Annotated in this window: 10 protein-coding genes and 1 other RNA gene; 7 read left to right on the top strand and 4 right to left on the bottom strand. The window is 69.8% G+C overall.

Features of this window, described 5'->3' with window-relative positions; genetic code table 11:
• Positions 1–2401 (bottom strand): adenosylcobalamin-dependent ribonucleoside-diphosphate reductase (locus tag F7Q96_RS13655; protein ID WP_151022841.1); only part of this gene is annotated, 2401 nt, incomplete at its 3' end.
• A gap of 57 nt (positions 2402–2458) precedes the next feature.
• On the opposite strand from F7Q96_RS13655, the gene ffs reads away from it, so the two are divergent.
• Positions 2459–2557: signal recognition particle sRNA small type (gene ffs, locus F7Q96_RS13660), an RNA gene on the top strand.
• Positions 2558–2851: 294 nt separating this feature from the next.
• Here ffs and F7Q96_RS13665 read toward each other — a convergent pair.
• From F7Q96_RS13665 to F7Q96_RS13675, 3 genes are all read right to left on the bottom strand, one after another.
• Entirely contained in the window at positions 2852–6541 is a 3690-nt protein-coding gene (locus tag F7Q96_RS13665) for a UvrD-helicase domain-containing protein (protein ID WP_151022843.1), read from the bottom strand.
• On the bottom strand, positions 6538–9672 hold the full coding sequence (locus F7Q96_RS13670; protein WP_151022845.1) for a PD-(D/E)XK nuclease family protein: 3135 nt from the start codon (positions 9670–9672) through the stop codon (positions 6538–6540). The genes F7Q96_RS13665 and F7Q96_RS13670 overlap by 4 nt, the downstream gene beginning before the upstream one ends.
• Before the next feature lie 137 nt (positions 9673–9809).
• Positions 9810–10133, bottom strand: coding sequence for a hypothetical protein (locus F7Q96_RS13675; RefSeq protein WP_226994742.1), 324 nt, complete (start codon positions 10131–10133; stop codon positions 9810–9812).
• 481 nt (positions 10134–10614) lie between these two features.
• Between F7Q96_RS13675 and trxA the strand changes: the two genes are divergently transcribed.
• The 6 genes from trxA to F7Q96_RS13705 all read left to right on the top strand — a co-directional run bounded on the left by trxA (position 10615) and on the right by F7Q96_RS13705 (position 17313).
• Positions 10615–10941 carry a thioredoxin TrxA gene (gene trxA, locus F7Q96_RS13680; RefSeq protein WP_006578220.1) on the top strand — a complete coding sequence of 109 codons (327 nt, stop codon included), beginning with the start codon at positions 10615–10617 and terminating at the stop codon, positions 10939–10941.
• A gap of 198 nt (positions 10942–11139) precedes the next feature.
• Positions 11140–12402 carry a transcription termination factor Rho gene (gene rho / locus F7Q96_RS13685; RefSeq protein ID WP_006578219.1) on the top strand — a complete coding sequence of 421 codons (1263 nt, stop codon included), beginning with the start codon at positions 11140–11142 and terminating at the stop codon, positions 12400–12402.
• A 78-nt stretch (positions 12403–12480) separates the two neighbouring features.
• On the top strand, positions 12481–13332 hold the full coding sequence (locus tag F7Q96_RS13690) for a M90 family metallopeptidase (RefSeq protein WP_053823132.1): 852 nt from the start codon (positions 12481–12483) through the stop codon (positions 13330–13332).
• Positions 13333–13538: 206 nt separating this feature from the next.
• On the top strand, positions 13539–13805 hold the full coding sequence (locus F7Q96_RS13695; protein ID WP_053823133.1) for a type B 50S ribosomal protein L31: 267 nt from the start codon (positions 13539–13541) through the stop codon (positions 13803–13805).
• A gap of 258 nt (positions 13806–14063) precedes the next feature.
• Complete coding sequence (locus F7Q96_RS13700; RefSeq protein WP_053822077.1) at positions 14064–15842, top strand: ArnT family glycosyltransferase; 1779 nt, start codon at positions 14064–14066, stop codon at positions 15840–15842.
• A 121-nt stretch (positions 15843–15963) separates the two neighbouring features.
• On the top strand, positions 15964–17313 hold the full coding sequence (locus tag F7Q96_RS13705; RefSeq protein WP_053822078.1) for an MATE family efflux transporter: 1350 nt from the start codon (positions 15964–15966) through the stop codon (positions 17311–17313).
• The last annotated feature ends 145 nt before the right edge of the window (positions 17314–17458 follow it).

Raw genomic sequence — 17458 nt, forward strand, 5'->3', positions numbered from 1 at the left:
CGCCGACCGGCAGGCCCGCGCCCGGTGCGGCTGCGCCCTGCAGCGGCGCGGCGTCCGGCGCGAGGCCGGCCTCGCGCTGCGCCAGCCGCTCGGCCAGCACGGCCACCGGTACCTGCTGCCCCTCGGCATCGAGAAAACCGCGCTTGATCAGGATGCGCTGCAGCGCATAGCCGAGCGCCGCCACCTCCGAATCGTGGAAGCGCGGCACTTCGGTGCCGTCCTGCCGCGTCAGCGTGCCGTAGCGCACGGTGCCCTTGTCCCACACCACGTTGCGCATGTCGGCCAGCGCCTTGGCGATCGAGCCGCCCGAGCGCGCCACCATCGACAGCAGCCGCATCGTCGAGGTAATCCATTGCTGGCCTTCGCTGCGCTGGCCGGCCGGCATGAAGAACTCGACCGGCCGCTCGATCGTCACCGGCTTGCCGTCGACCACGCCGTCGACACGCATGAAATTGACGGTCAGGTAGACGGTCTTGTGGCCCTCGTACGTCAGGTACTCGACCTTGGAAGTCACGCCCTCGAGATCGCCGACGGGCCGGCTCTCGAAGGGCTTGCGCAGCGGATCGTCGCCATTGGCGGCGGCAGCACCGGCGGCTGCCGCCGCCGCGCCCTGCCCCGCCTGCTCGACCGACAGCACCGCCCCCAGCACGCGATTGGGCCGGTAGGTCGCCAGGCCCTTCAGCCCGGCCTTCCACGCCTCCAGATACAGGTTGCGGAACGCCTCGTACGGATAGTCCTCCGGCACGTTGACGGTCTTGCTGATGCTGGTATCGATATAGGGCTGCACCGCCTCGAGCATCTTCATATGGTCGAGCGCGGACATCTGCAGCGCGGTGACGAAGCTGTCGGGCAACTGCTCGACGTCGCCGCCCAGATGCCGGTACAGCCGCCAGGCATGGTCGGCGACCTCGTAGACCTTGTAGCTGTCGTCGCCCATCCGCTTGCGCCGCTGGTAGGTCCACGAAAAGGCCGGCTCGATGCCGTTGGAGGCGTTGTCGGCGAAGGCCAGCGTGATGGTGCCGGTGGGCGCGATCGACAGCAGATGCGAATTGCGGATGCCGTGCGCGCGGATCGCGGCGCGTACCGGTTCCGGCAGCCGGCTGGCGAAGCCGCTGCGCAGATAGGCATCGGCGTCGAACAGCGGGAACGCGCCCTTCTCGCGCGCCAGGTCTGTCGAGGCCAGATAGGCGGCATCGCGCAGCGTCTGCGCGATGCGCGCGGCCAATGCGCGGCCGGCCTCGCTGTCGTAGCGCACGCCCAGCATCACCAGCGCGCTGCCCAGGCCCAGGAAACCGAGGCCGACGCGGCGCTTGGCCATCGCCTCGGCACGCTGCTCGGGCAGCGGCCAGTAGGTGACGTCGAGCACATTGTCCAGCATCCGCACCGCGACCGCGACCAGCGCGCGAAAGCCGTCGAAATCGAAGGCCGCCGCGTCGCTGAACGGGCCGCGCACGAAGCGCGTCAGATCGATCGAACCGAGGTCGCAGCAGCCGTAGGCCGGCAGCGGCTGCTCCGCGCACGGGTTGGTGGCCTCGATCCGCTCGCAGTAGTGCAGGTTGTTGTCGTCGTTGATGTGCGACAGGAACAGGATGCCCGGTTCGGCGTGATCGTAGGTCGCCTGCATGACCTGATCCCACAGCTGCCGCGCCGGCACGCGCCGGTACACCCACATGCCGTCGCCGCGGCGCCAGGCGCCGGCGGCGATGGTTTCGGGCGCGGGCTCGGCAACGTGCACCAGTTCGATCTCGCCATCGGCCTCGACCGCCTGCATGAAGGCATCATCGACGCCGATCGACAGGTTGAAGTTGGTCAGCTCGCCACGGTCCTTGGCGTGGATGAAAGCCTCGATATCGGGATGGTCGGCGCGCAGCACGCCCATCTGCGCGCCGCGCCGCGCGCCGGCCGATTCGACGGTGGCGCACGAGGCGTCGAATACCTTCATGAACGAGACCGGCCCCGACGCGCGCGAATGCGTGCCGCGCACCAGCGCGCCAGACGGACGGATTGCCGAGAAGTCGTAGCCGACGCCGCCGCCGCGGCGCATGGTTTCCGCGGCCTGCGCCACCGCGGCATAGATGCCGGGCTTGCCGTCGACGGTCTCGGACACCGCATCGCCGACCGGCTGCACGAAGCAGTTGATCAGCGTCGCCTCGATGCGGGTGCCCGCCGCCGAATGGATGCGCCCGGCCGGCACGAAGCCGCCTTCGAGCGCCGCGAGGAAGCGCTGCGCCCAGCGTTCGCGCTGCGCCTCGGGCTCGGCCTCGGCCAGCGCGCGCGCCACGCGGGCGCGCACATCGGCCGCGCTCCGTTCTTCGCCCTTGGCGTACTTTTCGCGCAGCACTTCGATCGAGATTTCCTGCGGCGGCAGCGCGGCCTGCATCATCTGTTCGTTGGCATTCATCGGTCAGATCACCAGGTTTTGGCGCGGGACTCGCGCTCTGGGTTACAATGCCGGTCGGACGGGCCTCCTCGCATGGCGGCGCGGTCAACCTGGTCAGGTCGGGAACGAAGCAGCCACAGCCGTTTTCCGCCAGTGCCGAGGGTCAGGCTCGTCCCCCTTCCTTTTCCCCTCCTGCGTTGCCCTTCCCTCCAGCTGTTCGCTCCAGCGTGCCAGATCGGCCGAACGATGGTGTTCGCATTCGTTCGCGATGGCGCGACATTGCCCTCTCCCGCAGCCCCTCTCCCGCACGGCGGGAAAAGGGAGCGCGGCATCGGTACAGGGTACGGGTACGCTGACGCCACCGCATCTCGTCTCCCCTTTCCCCCGCGGGAGAGGGCTCGGGGGAGAGCGCAACGACGCCGCATCGCCCCGCATCGTTCGCATCTTATTCCCGTTCGCCGGGCCGCGCGCTCAGAACAGCGACGCCTGCCGCGGCCGCCGGGACGTCGACAGTTGCGCCAGCGCGATCCATTCGCCGTCCGCCGTGGCGATGCCCGACTCGATGCGCCGGCCGGGGAACATCGGCCGCAGCGCGGCCTCGTAGCGCCGCAGCTGCGCCGCGTAGGCGGCATGTTCCTGCGGCAGCAGGCGCAGCTTGTAGTCGACCACCACCACGCGATCGGCGAATTCCACCAGCCGGTCGATCCGCAACAGCCGCCCCTGCGCGTCGTACAGCTCGACCTCGTTGCGCGCGCTCAGCGCGCCGTCGGCCAGCAGCAGCGCGCGCAGCGCCGGCGCAGCGAGCATCGTACTGACCGCGTGTACCGCGGCCTCGGCCTGCTCGCGCCACTCGGCGCGCGCCTGCGGACTGCCGGCGCCGGCCAGCGGGAACCAGCGCATCACCGCATCGGCGTCCGGCACGCCCTCGTAGGCCCCGGGATAGCGCGTGATCCGTTCGAGCAGCGCATGCACCAGTTCGCCGTGACGAGCGGCGGCGGCATCGAAGACGATCTCGTCGTGGCTCTCTTCGCCGTCCTCGACAGCGTCGTCCTTGCCGATGGCATCGAGCGGCGTCGCGGGCGGCGCATCGCGATAGCGTGCGCGGAAGTCGGTAAAGCGGATCGGTCCCGCCGCAGCGCCGAAGGCGGCGCCGCGCACGCCGGCATCCTCGCCCGGCAGCGCCGGCACCGGCTCGCCGACCGCCGCGACCTGCAGGCGCACGTACCAGCTGCCGGCGATCTCGCTGTCCGGCTCGCTGCGCCCCGGGCCGCCCTTGCCGTTGCGCTGGATGCCGCTGACGATCAGGCCCTGCCGGGCACGCGTCATCGCGACATAGAGCAGGTTCCAGTTCTCGCGTTCCGCCAGCGCGGCCTGCTCTTCGAAGCGTGCCGCCCGCGCGAGTCCCCGCTCCGAGCGCTTGCCGTACGCGGAGAAATGCACCGGCGCCGGGGCCGACGGCGGCCAGTCGATCAGGATGCCGGCGCGATCGGCTGCCGGCTCGCTGTGGTTGGCATCGAGCAGCACCACGAACGGCGCCTCCAGCCCCTTGGCCGCGTGCACGGTCAGGATGCGCACGGCGTCCAGCGTGCCGTTGCTGTCGTCGGCGCCCTCGGGCTCGTCGGCCTCGGCTTCGGCCGCATCGCCCATGCCGCCTTCGTCGGGGCTCTCGTCCTCGTCGCCGCGGCGGATCGCCTGCAGTTCGTCGATGAACTTCGGCAGGCTCGGATAGCGGCCGCCGTCGAGATCGAGCGACAGCTTCAGGAACGCGTCGAGGTTGGCCAGCACCTGCTCGCGGATTTCCGCGGGCGCCGCCTGTGCATAGCGGCGGCGCACCTCGCCGCTGTGATAGATGTGGTCGATCAGATCGTGCACCGGCCGATGCGGGGCGATCTCGAGCCAGCGGCGCAGCCGCGCCAATCCTTCGCGCAGGGCCGGCGACACCTGCTGCGGAAGCTCGCCGGCCGACAGCGTCGGCCACCAGCGGCGCTTGCCGGCCAGCTGCGCAATCGCGATCAGATCGTCGTCGCCCGCGCCCACCAGCGGGCTCTTCAGCACGTGCGCCAGATCGAGGTCGGACTCGGGCGTCATCAGGAAGGCGAGCAGCGCCGACAGGTCCAGCGCCTCGAGCGTGGCCAGCAGCCCCCCGCGGCGCGGGCTCAGGCACGGAATGCCGGCCTCGCGGAACGCGCGCTCGTAGTCGGCCAGATAGGTCTTGCGCCGGACCAGCAGCGTGATATCGCTCCAGCAGGCCGGACGCTGGCCGTCGCCCTCCTCGACCGGCACGGTGGCCCGAAGATGCCGCAGCCAGGCGGCGACACGGCGGCCCTCCTCGAAGCGCGGTGAATCGCCCAGCGGCGTACGCGGCTGGGTCAGCGTGTCGCGGGACTCGGGGGCGATGGTGGAGCCATCATTGCCGTTACCGTTGCCGTTGCCGTTGCCGTTGCCGTTGCCGTTGCCGTTGCCGTCGCCGTTGCTGTCGCGCTCGCCGTTGCCGCCGTTGTCGCCGTTGCCGCCGTTGCCGCCATTGCCGTTCGCCGGCACCAGCGGCAGCAGCCACACCGGCCCGCCCTGCTGCGTCAGCGCGGTGGTCTGCGTTTCGTACAGCGGGTAGCGCCCTTCGGCGCGCGCCTGGTCGAACACTGCGTTGACCCAGCGCAGCACGCTGCCGCTGTTGCGGCGGGTGCGGTTGGTGCGCAGCACCGTGGCGCCGAACTCCTGCTGCAGCATCTGCCGCGCGACCTCGAACAGCCGCGCGTCGGCCCGGCGGAAGCGATAGATCGACTGCTTCGGATCGCCGACCAGGAAGACCGTGGGCCGCTCCGCGAGATCCTGATAGCCGGCCAGCCAGCCCTGCAGGATGCGCCATTGCAGCGGGTTGGTATCCTGGAATTCGTCGAGCAGCAGGTGCCGATAGCGCGCGTCGAGCCGCACCTGCAGATAAGTCGCGGTCTGCTCGTCGCGCATCAGCCGCGCCGCCAGCCATTCGAGATCGGCGAAGTCCATCGCGCGCTGCTGGCCCTTGTGCTGCTGATAGCGCGTCAGCAACGCATCGCCGAGCAGATAGAGGTCGCGATTGAGCGCGAGCACCGCGGCCTCGCAGCGGCGCGCGGCGGCCTGCCGCAACGCGTCGCACAGCGCCGCGTGCCGCGCCAGCAGCGCGTCGGCTTCGGCCTCGCCGCCGGCGGCCTTGACCAGTGCCGCCGTGCGCCGCAGCGCGCGAGGCTCGCCCTTGCCGGTGAAGAAGGCCTCCCAGCAGCAGCCGAACGCGTCCTGCGCGGGCTGCCCGCTGTGCGCGCCGGCCTCGGCCCAGGCCCGCATCGCCGTCAGCGCGGCACCGATGCGGTCGGCATGGCCCTGCTCGGTCTTGCCGCCCTGCGACAGGATCGCCGCCAGCGCCTCGCAATCGGCGCGCAGCGCCGCATCGCCGATGGCTTGCGCGAGCACGTCGATGCGCGCGTCGTCTCCCAGATCGGCGGCCAGCCGCTCGGCCGGATCTTCATCGGGCGCGGCCTCGCGCATCGCCCACCATTCGCTGCGCGCGTGGAACATCGCGTCCAGCAGCGCACGCGCCGAGAACTCGCCGATCGCATCGACCAGCCGCTCGTAGGCTTCGCGGTACGGCGCCGCCTCGGGCGCCGACAGGCCGCGCCAGAACGGTGCCCAGGCCTCGCGCTTCATCCGCAGCGCATCCTCGCGCAGCGCGGCGCCGGGCACGATGCCGGAGGCCAGCGGCGCGCCGCGCAGCAAGGTACCGAACCAGCCGTGGAAGGTGTCGATGGCCATGCGGCCGGGGCTGGCCAGCACGCGTGCATGCAGCGTGCGCGCGCGAGGCAGCGCGGCGCGCGCCGCGTCGGGCGACAGGCCGCGCTGCTCCAGCGCGGCCAGCACCTGGTCGTCGGTGCCGCTCGCCAGCTGCGCCAGCACGTCGAGCAGGCGCTCGCGCATTTCCTCGGCGGCCTTGCGGGTGAAGGTGATGGCCAGGATCTGGCTCGGCTCGGCACCGGCCAGCAGCAGGCGCAGCAGCCGCGCCACCAGCAGCCAGGTCTTGCCGCTGCCGGCGCAGGCCTCGACCACCACGGAACGCGCCGGATCGCAGGCGGCGCGCGTGAATTCGGCTTCGCTGACGTCGTGGCCGTCGCGCAGATAGGCGTGCACGGTCATGCCAGCGGTCCTCCTGGATCGTTGCTCGATGGCTCGTTGGATGGTTCGTCCGTTCGCTCCCCCGGCGCTGCCGACCGCTGCGCGGGCGGGCGGTCATGCATGTATCGGGGCGCCGCGGCGACCGCGTCCGGCAACGCGGTCGACTGCCAGAACCCCTTGCGGCACAACCCCCGCGCATTGCACCAGGTGCAGGCCGCCGCGTCGCCGAACGCCGGCAGCGGCGCGCCTTCGCGCAGCCGCAGCGCGTCGTGCGTCAGCTGCTGCTGCAGCCAGGCCACCGCCTCGCCGAAGTCCGGCAGCGAAACCTCGCGGCGGCTGGCCGGCGAGGCGCTGCGGGGCTCGTTGCGGCCGTCCTCCAGCGCGATCCAGCTGCCCGCGCGCGCATCGGCGCGCAGCAGGCCGTAGAACGGCAACTGGCAATCCTCCTGCGCATCGCGCGCCTTGCGCTTCAGGCGCGCGGCGCTTTGCGTCTTGTAGTCGAGCACCGCATGGCGGCCGTCGCGATGGCGATCGAGCCGGTCGATGCGGCCATGCAGCCGGATCGGCTGGCCGTCGCGCATCGGCAGCTCGGCACCGGCGTCGAGCTCTCCCGCCTGCCAGTACCAGCCCTCGCGCTCGCGCGCGGCCTGCCACGCGACGTATGACGGCAGTACCGCGAGCCAGCGGCGGTAGTAGCCGATCGCATTGCCGTCCTCGGCCATCACGCCGTCGAAGACCTCGCGCGAGACGGCCTGCAGATGCGCGACGCGCGCCGCATCGTCGCGCAGGTCCCGCGCCTGCACGTCGCGGTGGTAGCGCAGCAGGATCTGGTGCAGCAGTTCGCCGATATCGCGCTTCTCGAGATCGTCGCTGACGGCCTCCAGGCCGGCCAGGCCCAGCATGCGGCCGGCGAAGAACTGGTACGGGCAGCGGCGCAGCATGTTGTACGACTGCGCGGTCCAGCGCGCCGGGGCCAGTTCGGGCGCCGAGGGCGCGGGCATGCCGCCCGCCTGGGCGATCGCCTCGTGTACGGAAGGTGCGACGCTCGCCCCGATCGGCGCACCGGCCGCTTCGCAGTGCACCGCCAATCGTTCCAGCCAGCCCGACACATGCTTCGGCTCGCCGCGGCCGCCGAAACGCTGCCAGGTCATTACCACGTCGTCGTTGTTCAGCAGCACCTCGGCCAGATCGCGCGCCTGCTGCGCAAAGCGCGCCTCGCGATCCTCGAGGCCGAGCTCGCGGCGCATCTGGTTGGAGAAGAACATCAGCTCGGCCGCGGTCGACGGCAGTTGCGCGTCGTCGCAGCCGACGATCACGACGCCGTCGAAGCGGCGCATGCGCGCGCCGTTCAGCGGCAGGATCGTGATGCGCGCGGCGGCGGGCTCGCTCGGCTCCTTGTAGGCCACCGCTTCGAGCAGCGCGGCGAGCATCGCGCGGAATTCGGCCAGCGTCAGCGTGGCGGTCGCGCTCGCCTCGTCGTCGGGCAGTTCGTCGAGCCGCGCCAGCGCGTCGAGCAGTTGCGCGCCGGCATCGTCGGCGGTCAGCGCGGCGCGCATCTCGAGCGCGTCGAGCGTGGCCTGCAGGCGCTGCAGCCAGAAGCCGACCGGCCGCGCGTCATTGCCGCGCGGCCAGGCTTGCGCCTCGCCGGCCAACTGCCGCAGCAGCGCGGCAGTGGCGCCCTGGGCCGCTGCCAGCACGGCCGCTTGCTCGTCGTCATGCGGGCCGGTATCGGACAGCGTGTCGGCGCTCCACTGCGCCTGCGGCGTCGCCGGAAAGCGCTGCAGCAGCCGGCGCCATCCGCCGGTGATGCCGTGGCGTCGCACCTGCCGCTCGAGCAGCGCGATCGCGGCGCCGCGCTGCGGCAGTTGCGGCAGGCAGAACGGGCTCTTCAGCAGATCGAGCAGCGCCGCGGTATCGCCGTCGCCGACCACCAGGTCGAACCAGCGCATCAGCGCGGCGGCGGCGCGCGTGGTCGACAGCTTCCAGCCGGTCTCGTCGCGTACCGGCGCGCCGGCGCGCGCCAGCAGTGCGCGCGCCCGCCGCGCGACCACGCGGTCATGCGCGACCAGCGCCAGCTGCTTGCGGCCCTCGTTGAGCCAGCGCACCAGCTGGTCGGCCGCGGCGGCGGCCTCGTCCTCGAAGCGCGCGCTGCCGATCAGCCGCACGCGCGGACGATCGGCGGGCAGGCGCGGCGCCATCAGCGTCGGCAGCGAGGGCAGCGCGGTCGTGTCGGCGGGCAGACGGCACTCAGGCCATAGCCGGAGCAAGGTGCCATACCAGTTGCCGCCATCGCCATTGCCGGCGCGATCGAAGGGCAAACCGGTCGCCGCTTCCGCATCGCCGCGGCCTTGCCGATCGGCTTCGTTCGCCGCGCCCTCGTTGGTCTCGCCCTCGGCCGCCCCGCCGCTCCAGTCGTAGCCGATCTCCAGCACCGGCACCATGTCGGCGGCGGCGCGCAGGAAGGCGGCCTCGATCGGCGTCGGCGGAGTCGGCCCGAGCCAGACCACCGGGCCGGTCAGCTGCTGGGCCAGCGCCTGCAACGCACGCCGGCGCGCCGGCAGCGGATCGTCGGGTCCGGACAGCGCCTGCCAGAACGCCAGCACGATGCGCGCCTCCTCGCCGAGGAAGCGCTCGGACAGATGCGCATAGGTCCGTTGCAACGCCTGCTGCAGCAGGTCGGCGCGATCGTCGGCAAGCACCGCGTCATCGTCGCGAATGGCGGCATCCTCGAGCCATCGCGCGGACAGCTCGTCGCAGACGGTCAGCACCGTCTGCGCCAGCCCCCAGGCCGCCGGTTCGGTCTGCGCGCCGAAGGCCTGCCGCAACCAGTCCTGGCCGCGGATCGCCTGCTGCACTGCGAGCAGGCGCGCGGCGTGGCTGCGTACCTTGCCGCCATGCAGCATCGCCGGCGGGAAATCGAGCAGCCAATGGCCCAGCGTCAGAATGCGCGGCAGCAGGCGCGGTGCGCCGGCCGCGCGCGCGGCGCGGTCCAGCGCCTGGCGCACGCCCGGAATCTGCGCCGCGGTCGGCACCACCAGATGCGCGGCGGACGCGCTCTGGCCGTGCTGTTCGCAGCGATCGAGGAAATACCAGGCCGCGGCCGCGGCATTGTCGAGAAAGTCGCGGCCGGGGCGGAAACGCAGCGTTGTCATGTAGCGGGGTGAAATGGCGAAGGCTTGGCCGGCGGAATCCGTGGCAATCGGGGAGCATCGGCCCGCGCCCGGCGCGGGCGCATGCCGGTCCGGACGCCGCGCGGTCCCGCGCCGGCGTCACGCGATTGCGGCCGGGCTCAGGAGCGGTCGCCTTCGATGCGGGCGCGGATCTCGCGCGCGGTTTCGAGCAGTCCTTCGTAGCCGGAGCGCGCATGTTCGGGCAGGTCCGGATCGCCGACCAGCGTACCGAGCGTCTCGATGATGCTGTAGACGAGGCCCTTGGCCGCGCCAACCGCAATGCTGTTCTCCTCGACGGCGGTACTCAGATGGGCCAGCGCGTCGCCAAGATGCTCGGCGCCGGCGGATTCGGCCCGGCCTTCGGCATCCGCCTCGGGCAACGGCTTGGAATCGCGCAGGGGGTCGCGGATCGGGTCGCGGGTCGGATCGTCTTCGGGCGTCATGGTGGTGGCCTGATCGATAGGTGGCAGCGGCGCCGGGACTTGTCCGGCACGCGTTCATTCTACGCCCGCCATGCTCGCCGACGGCAAGCGCGGGGCAGCGCGGTGCCCCCGTGCCTCGGGAAAACCCGACGCGCAGCCTGCGATATTGACAAAATCTCTGGCGCCGATTGAAAGGCATCATTGGCCTCGCGGCGCCGGGCACGGCAAAATGGCGTCATCCCTGGTACGAGGCCGATGCCGCCGGCGCCGGGACCGCACGGTTCGCCCGCGTACGGGCGATGCGTACGGGCGATGGAAGGGACGGTTGAATTCGGGGCCGCCGCCGCCATCTTCCGTATTGCGAATCCGGGCGGCCAATCCGGGCAGCGCCAGCCGGCGCAATATGACCGGCTCCGACGAGCCGCGAAAAAGTCGTGTAATGTAGCGGTTCGGCATAATCCAGCCTTTTGAAATCCCCGAGCGAAACCTGAGGTTTTCCGCCATGAGCGAACAAATCAAGTATGTGAGCGACGCCTCCTTCGACGCCGACGTCCTCCAGTCCGACAAGCCCGTGCTGCTCGACTTCTGGGCCGAATGGTGCGGCCCCTGCAAGATGATCGCGCCGATCCTGGACGAAGTCGCCAAGGACTACAGCGACAAGCTGCAAGTGGCCAAGATCAACGTCGACGAGAACCAGCAGGTGCCGGCCAAATTCGGCATCCGCGGCATCCCCACGCTGATCCTGTTCAAGAACGGCCAGGTCGCCGCGCAGAAGGTCGGCGCGCTGTCGAAGTCGCAGCTGACCGCCTTCCTCGACGGCAACCTGTAATTGCCCCCGCGGCGCCGCGCAACGCGCGCCGCGACAGGCATCGCCGCCCTCCCGGGCGGCTCGATCCGACCGGCGCGCCGCCTCTGGTGCGCCGGTCGGATTGTGCTAAGATGCCCCCTACAACTTCCCCGAGCGTTCGCTCATTTCTTTCCCCTTCCCTTGCTTCCGCCCGTCCGGGCCCATCTGTACCCCTCGTCTATGCACCTGACAGAACTCAAATCGCTTCACGTGTCTGCCCTTCTCGAAATGGCCGCGACCCTCGAGATCGACAACGCACAGCGGATGCGCAAACAGGAACTGATGTTTGCGATCCTGAAGAAGCGCGCCAAGATGGGCGAAACCATCTACGGAGACGGCACGCTGGAAGTGTTGCCTGACGGCTTCGGCTTTCTGCGCTCGCCCGAAACGTCGTATCTGGCCAGCACGGACGATATCTATATTTCCCCCTCGCAAATCCGCCGCTTCAATCTGCATACCGGCGATTCGATCGAGGGCGAGGTCCGGACGCCGAAGGATGGCGAGCGTTATTTCGCGCTGGTCAAGGTCGACAAGGTCAACGGGCAGCCGCCCGAAGCGGTCAAGAACCGCATCATGTTCGAGAACCTGACGCCGCTGCATCCGAACCGGCCGCTGACGCTCGAACGCGATATCAAGGCCGAGGAGAACATCACCGGCCGCATCATCGACATGATCGCGCCGATCGGCCGCGGCCAGCGCGCGCTGCTGGTGGCCTCGCCGAAGTCGGGCAAGACCGTGATGCTGCAGCACGTCGCCCACGCGATCGCCAACAACCATCCCGAAGCCGACCTGTTCGTGCTGCTGATCGACGAGCGCCCCGAGGAAGTGACCGAGATGCAGCGCTCGGTGCGCGGCGAGGTCGTGGCGTCGACCTTCGACGAACCGGCGATCCGCCACGTGCAGGTCGCCGAGATGGTGATCGAGAAGGCCAAGCGCCTGGTCGAACTGAAGCGCGACGTGGTGATCCTGCTGGACTCGATCACGCGTCTGGCGCGCGCCTACAACACGGTGGTGCCGGCCTCGGGCAAGGTGCTGACCGGCGGTGTCGACGCCAACGCGCTGCAGCGTCCGAAGCGTTTCTTCGGCGCCGCCCGCAATCTCGAGGAAGGCGGTTCGCTGACGATCATCGCCACCGCGCTGATCGAGACCGGCAGCCGCATGGACGACGTGATCTACGAAGAGTTCAAGGGCACCGGCAACATGGAAGTGCACCTCGAACGCCGGCTGGCCGAGAAGCGCGTCTACCCGTCGATCAACCTGAACAAGTCCGGCACGCGCCGCGAGGAACTGCTGATCAAGCCCGAGATCCTGCAAAAGATCTGGGTGCTGCGCAAGTTCATCTCGGACATGGACGAAGTGCAGGCGATGGAATTCATCCTCGACAAGATGAAGGCGACCAAGAACAACGCCGAATTCTTCGACATGATGCGCCGCGGCGGCTGAGGCCGCGCCGGCCCGCATCATCGCCGCATGATCAAGGCGCGCCGCGGCGCGCCTTTTTTCTTCCTGCACCTGCCCGCCATGCTCGCTCGCCTCGCCAGACTGCTGCATGCCCGCTCGCGCCAGCGCAAGCTGCGCCGCTACGCGATCGACGACGCGCTGTGGCAGCAGACCGTTTCCGCGCTGCCCTTCCTGCAGCGCTACGGCGCCGAAGACCTGGCGGCACTGCGTGAGCTCGCCACGCTGTTCATCGCCGACAAGGAATATTCGACCGCGCACGAGCTCGTGCTGACCGACGAGATGGTGGTCAGCGTCGCGGCGCAGGCATGCGTGCCGATCCTGCGGCTCGGGCTGCAGTGGTATCGCGGCTGGCACGGCATCGTGCTGTATCCCGGCGAATTCATCATCCGGCGGACCGTCGAGGACGAGATCGGCCTGGTGCATGGCGTGGTCGAGGAGGCCAGCGGCGAAGCATGGGAGCACGGGCCCGTGATCCTGTCGTGGCCGGACGCGAGCCTGCCCGGCGCCGGGCTCGATGCCGCCGCCGACCATCCCGACGACACCTACAACGTGGTGATCCACGAGTTCGCCCACAAGCTCGACATGCTCGATGGCGAGGCCGACGGCGTGCCGCCCTTTTCGCGCGCGCTGCATGCCGGCGTCCAGCGCAGCCAATGGGCGCGGACCTTCGATGCCGAATACCAGCGCTTCGCCGATGCCTGCGATGCGGTGCCGGACTCGGTCTGGGACGAGCCCGACCGGCTGCCGGCGCCGGTGCGCGTGATCGACCCCTATGGAGCCGAGGCGCCGGGCGAGTTTTTCGCGGTCGCCTCGGAGGCGTTCTTCGTCGAGCCGGCGGGGCTTTCGCGGCATTGGCCGGTGCTGTACGGGCTGCTGAGCACCTTCTATCGGCAGGATCCGGCATCGATGTGATGCTTGCTGCATAAAGAAGCATCGGAATCTTCACGGCGCGGTGCTTGTTGCACCTTGCCCAAGTCCTTGTTTCTCTGCCATAATCCGCGTTTGTCCGTCACCGGCAAGTGGTTCGCTCGCCGCCAGCAGCGCAGCAGCAAATGGCCAAGCATGGCCAGCACGAACAGGCGGCCGCGGACTGGCTACCCAACCTGCAAGGAAACACCATGAAAGAAGGCATTCACCCGAATTACCGCGAAGTCGTGTTCGTCGACGTGTCGTGCGACTTCAGCTTCCTGACCCGCTCGACCATCCAGACCAAGGAAACGATCACTTGGAAGGACGGCAAGGAATACCCGCTGGCCAAGATCGAAGTGTCGTCGGAATCGCACCCGTTCTACACCGGCACCCAGAAGATCATGGACACCGCCGGCCGCGTCGAGAAGTTCCGCCAGAAGTTCGGCAGCAAGCTGGGCAAGGCCGCCGCGAAGTAATCCGGCGCTGGACCCAGAGACGGCGCCGGCAGCGCATCCCGCATGCCTTCTGCCGCCGTCCGATGCGCGCCTTCCTGCAGGAATCGGTGCACATTGTGTTAAAAGAGGCAGCCCAGGCTGCCTCTTTGCTTTTGCAACGCGTGGAGCGCGGCGCTGTCTTCCCTTCAATGCAAGCAGTCAACCGCACCCGCCAGGCTCGGTGCCCCGCCCGGGGCCTCGCCGCCGCCAAACCACGCCGCCCAGTCCGCTGACCGATCGATGAGCCCCGTCAAAGCTTCCCGCGTCCACCTGACCGCCGCCGCCACCGGGGCCCTGCCCCGCGCGCTGCTGCTGGCGATCTGCATCATCTACGGCGCCGTCGGCCTGTTCGGCCGCGACCCGTGGAAGAACGAGGACGCCGCCGGCTTCGGCGTGATGTGGCAGTTGGCCATCGGTGGATGGCAGGACTGGCTGATGCCCAATATCGCCGGCCGGCCCTACGGGCAGGACGGCCCGCTGGTGTTCTGGGTTGGCGCGGCGATGATCCGGCTGGCCGGCGGCTGGCTGGGCGCGCCCGATGCCGCGCGGCTCGCCACCGCGCTGTTCTACTTCGCGACCTGCGCCTTCATCTGGTACGCGACCTACCTGCTGGGACGCCGCGCCGAGGTCCAGCCCTTCGCCTTCGCCTTCGGCGGCCAGCCCAATGCGCGCGACTACGGCCGCACGCTGGCCGATGGCGCGCTGCTGATCTTCCTGGCCTGCGTCGGCCTGGCGATGCGCGGCCACGAGACCACGCCGCAGGTCGGCCAGGTCTGTTTCGTCGCGATGAGCCTCTATGGGCTGGTGCGCAGCCTCGACATGCCGACCCAGGGCGCGCTGTGGCTTGGCGCGGGCCTGGGCGCGCTGACGCTGGCCAGCGGGCCGATCCTGCCGCTGGTGCTGTTCACCGCGATCCTGATCGGCGGCCTGGTCTGCAAGCCGTTGCCGTTGCGGCGCGTGCTGACGATGGCCCTGCCGATCGCGCTGGCAATGGTCGCGGCGTGGATGGCGGCCACCTACTTCGGCGCCTCGCATCGCGACGAGGCGGTCGGCTTCATCCGCGAATGGTCGCGCTACGACCGCCGCACCTATAGCTGGCCGAACGGCTTCGCGATCGGCTTCGTCGCGCGCAACTTCTTCCTGTTCTCGTGGCCGGTATGGCCGATCGCGATCTGGTCCTGGCTCAGCTGGGCCGGCATGCGGCGCAGCCCCCATGTCGCGCTGCCGCTGGCGCTGCTGCTGCCGCTGTTCGTGCTGCTGCTGATGCTGCGCCAGCCCGGCGACGTGCAGTTCATCCTGCTGCTGCCGCCGATGGCGGTGCTGGCGGCTTTCGGCCTGCCGACGCTGACACGCGCGACGATCAATGCGATCGACTGGTTCGCGCTGCTGTTCTTCACGATCTTCGGCGGCACCGTCTGGTTCATGTGGCTGGCCAAGACGACCGGCTGGCCGCCGCGGATCGCCAACAACATCTTCAAGCAGCTGCCCGGCTACCTGCATGTGTTCTCCGTCAGCGCGGTGCTGTTCGCGCTGGCGGCGACCGCGGCCTGGGTGCTGGTAGTACGCTGGCGGCTGTCGCGCGCGCCGAAGCAGATCTGGCGCCCGGTGGTGATCTCGGCCGCCGGCACCACGCTGATGTGGGTGATGGCGATGACGCTGTGGCTGCCGTCGATCAACTATGGCAAGACCTACCGCGATGTCGCCGAGGCCGCCTCGATGGCGCTGCCGTCGACCTACGAGTGCGTACAGCCGATCCGCATGGGCGATGCGCAGCTGGCCTCGTTCGCCTTCTTCGGGCATTTCCGCTTCGGCGGCCCGGAGGACGGCTGCGACGTGCTGCTGCGGCACGATCCGGTCGACTACGGCGAGCCGTCCAGCATCTCGCGCTTCGAATGGCGGCTGATCTGGGAAGGCCGCCGCCCGTCGGACCGCGACGAACGCTTCCGCATGTACCAGCTGATCGAGAAGCCCGCGGTGCCGCCGCGCAAGAGCACGCGCCGGCTGCCCCGGCAGCCTTGATCGGCGGTTGCGGCGACTGCCGCGCTGCCCGCCCTGCCCGCCGGGCCTGGCCTTGTCGCGCGCCCGCCGGCGCCATCGCGTGGCAGTCCCGCCATCGCCCGGCCCGTGCCCCCGAACGAACATGACCCTGACCCAGGACCTTCGCCGCATTGCCGCGCTGGCCGGCCCCGTGCTGGTGGGCCAGCTGGCCGTGATCGCCTTCAGCGTGATCGACACCATCATGGCCGGCCGCGCCTCGGCCACCGATCTGGCCGCGGTCGGGCTGGGCGGATCGATCTACGTCACGGTCTACATCAGCCTGATGGGCGTGCTGCAGGCGCTGGCGCCGATCGCCGGCCAGCTCTATGGCGCCGGCCGCCACGCCGAGATCGGCGTCGAGGTGCGGCAGGCCGCGTGGCTAGGCCTCGCGCTGGCCGTGCCCGGCATGCTGCTGCTCAGTTTCCCCGGGCCGCTGCTGGCCTTCGCCAAGGCGCCGCCCGAACTGGTCGACAAGGCCACCGCCTATCTGCATCTGCAGGCGTTCGGCCTGCCCGCGGCGCTGGGCTTTCGCATTTATTCGGCGCTGAACAATGCGCTGTCGCGTCCGATCATGGTGACGCTGCTGCAATTGCTGGGGCTCGCGGTCAAGGTGCCGCTCAATGCGTGGTTCATCCATGGCGGGCTGGGTCTGGCGCCGATGGGCGGTCCGGGCTGCGCGCTGGCTTCGACGCTGATCAGCTGGATGTGGTGCCTGTCCGGCGTACTGATCCTGCGCCATGGCAGCGCCTACCGCCCGCTAGCCATCTTCGCGGCATGGAGCTGGCCAATGCGTTCGCATCTGTGGGCGCTGCTGCGCCTGGGCGTGCCGATGGGGCTGACCTACTTGATCGAAATCACGTCGTTCACACTGATGTCGGTCTTCATCACGCGCCTGGGCACGGTGACGCTGGCCGGGCACCAGATCATCGCCAACCTTGGCGCCGTCGCCTACATGCTGCCGCTGTCGCTGGGCATCGCCACCTCGACGCTAGTGGCGCAGGCGGTCGGCGCACGTGACCGTGCCGGTGCGCGGCGCGTCGGCTGGCGCGGGATCCGGCTGGCGGCGGCGCTGGCGCTGGCGGTCGGCGCGACGCTATGGTTGCTGCGCGCGCCGGTGCTGCGGGCCTATGCCAGCGACGCGGCGGTGGTCCAGGCGGCGCTGCCGCTGGTGACGTTCGTCGCGCTCTACCAAGCCTTCGATGCGGTGCAGGTGACCACGGCCTTCGTGCTGCGCGCGTACAAGATCGCGCTGGTGCCCACGGTGATCTATGCGGTGTCGCTGTGGGGAATCGGTCTGGGCGGCGGCTATGTACTGGGTTTCGGGCTGATCGAGGGCATGCCGGCCTTCACACACGGCGCGGCCGGTTTCTGGCTGGCCAACAGCCTGAGCCTGGCGGTCGCCGGTGCGCTGCTGGTCTTCTATTTCATTCGCATCAGCGAAGAGCGCAGCTGACAGCGGCGAAGGCAAAGCGAGGGGGACGGGGCGGCATTGCCGGCCACCCTGCCCCGCGCTTTCGGGCATATCGCTGGTGGAAATCGGCGGGATGAAGTCGGCGCGAAGAAGTCGGCGGGACGAAAAGGAAAACCGGATGGAAAAT

It is taken from the genome of Cupriavidus gilardii, assembly GCF_008801915.1.
Classification (GTDB): domain Bacteria; phylum Pseudomonadota; class Gammaproteobacteria; order Burkholderiales; family Burkholderiaceae; genus Cupriavidus; species Cupriavidus gilardii.

Excerpts from the sequence above, each read along its gene's own strand:
- F7Q96_RS13705 (WP_053822078.1), top strand. The coding sequence starts at position 15,964 with ATGACCCTGACCCAGGACCTTCGCCGCATTGCCGCGCTGGCCGGCCCC.
- F7Q96_RS13675 (WP_226994742.1), bottom strand. The coding sequence starts at position 10,133 with ATGACGCCCGAAGACGATCCGACCCGCGACCCGATCCGCGACCCCCTG.
- F7Q96_RS13665 (WP_151022843.1), bottom strand. The coding sequence starts at position 6,541 with ATGACCGTGCACGCCTATCTGCGCGACGGCCACGACGTCAGCGAAGCC.
- trxA (WP_006578220.1), top strand. The coding sequence starts at position 10,615 with ATGAGCGAACAAATCAAGTATGTGAGCGACGCCTCCTTCGACGCCGAC.
- F7Q96_RS13690 (WP_053823132.1), top strand. The coding sequence starts at position 12,481 with ATGCTCGCTCGCCTCGCCAGACTGCTGCATGCCCGCTCGCGCCAGCGC.
- rho (WP_006578219.1), top strand. The coding sequence starts at position 11,140 with ATGCACCTGACAGAACTCAAATCGCTTCACGTGTCTGCCCTTCTCGAA.
- F7Q96_RS13700 (WP_053822077.1), top strand. The coding sequence starts at position 14,064 with ATGAGCCCCGTCAAAGCTTCCCGCGTCCACCTGACCGCCGCCGCCACC.
- F7Q96_RS13695 (WP_053823133.1), top strand. The coding sequence starts at position 13,539 with ATGAAAGAAGGCATTCACCCGAATTACCGCGAAGTCGTGTTCGTCGAC.
- F7Q96_RS13670 (WP_151022845.1), bottom strand. The coding sequence starts at position 9,672 with ATGACAACGCTGCGTTTCCGCCCCGGCCGCGACTTTCTCGACAATGCC.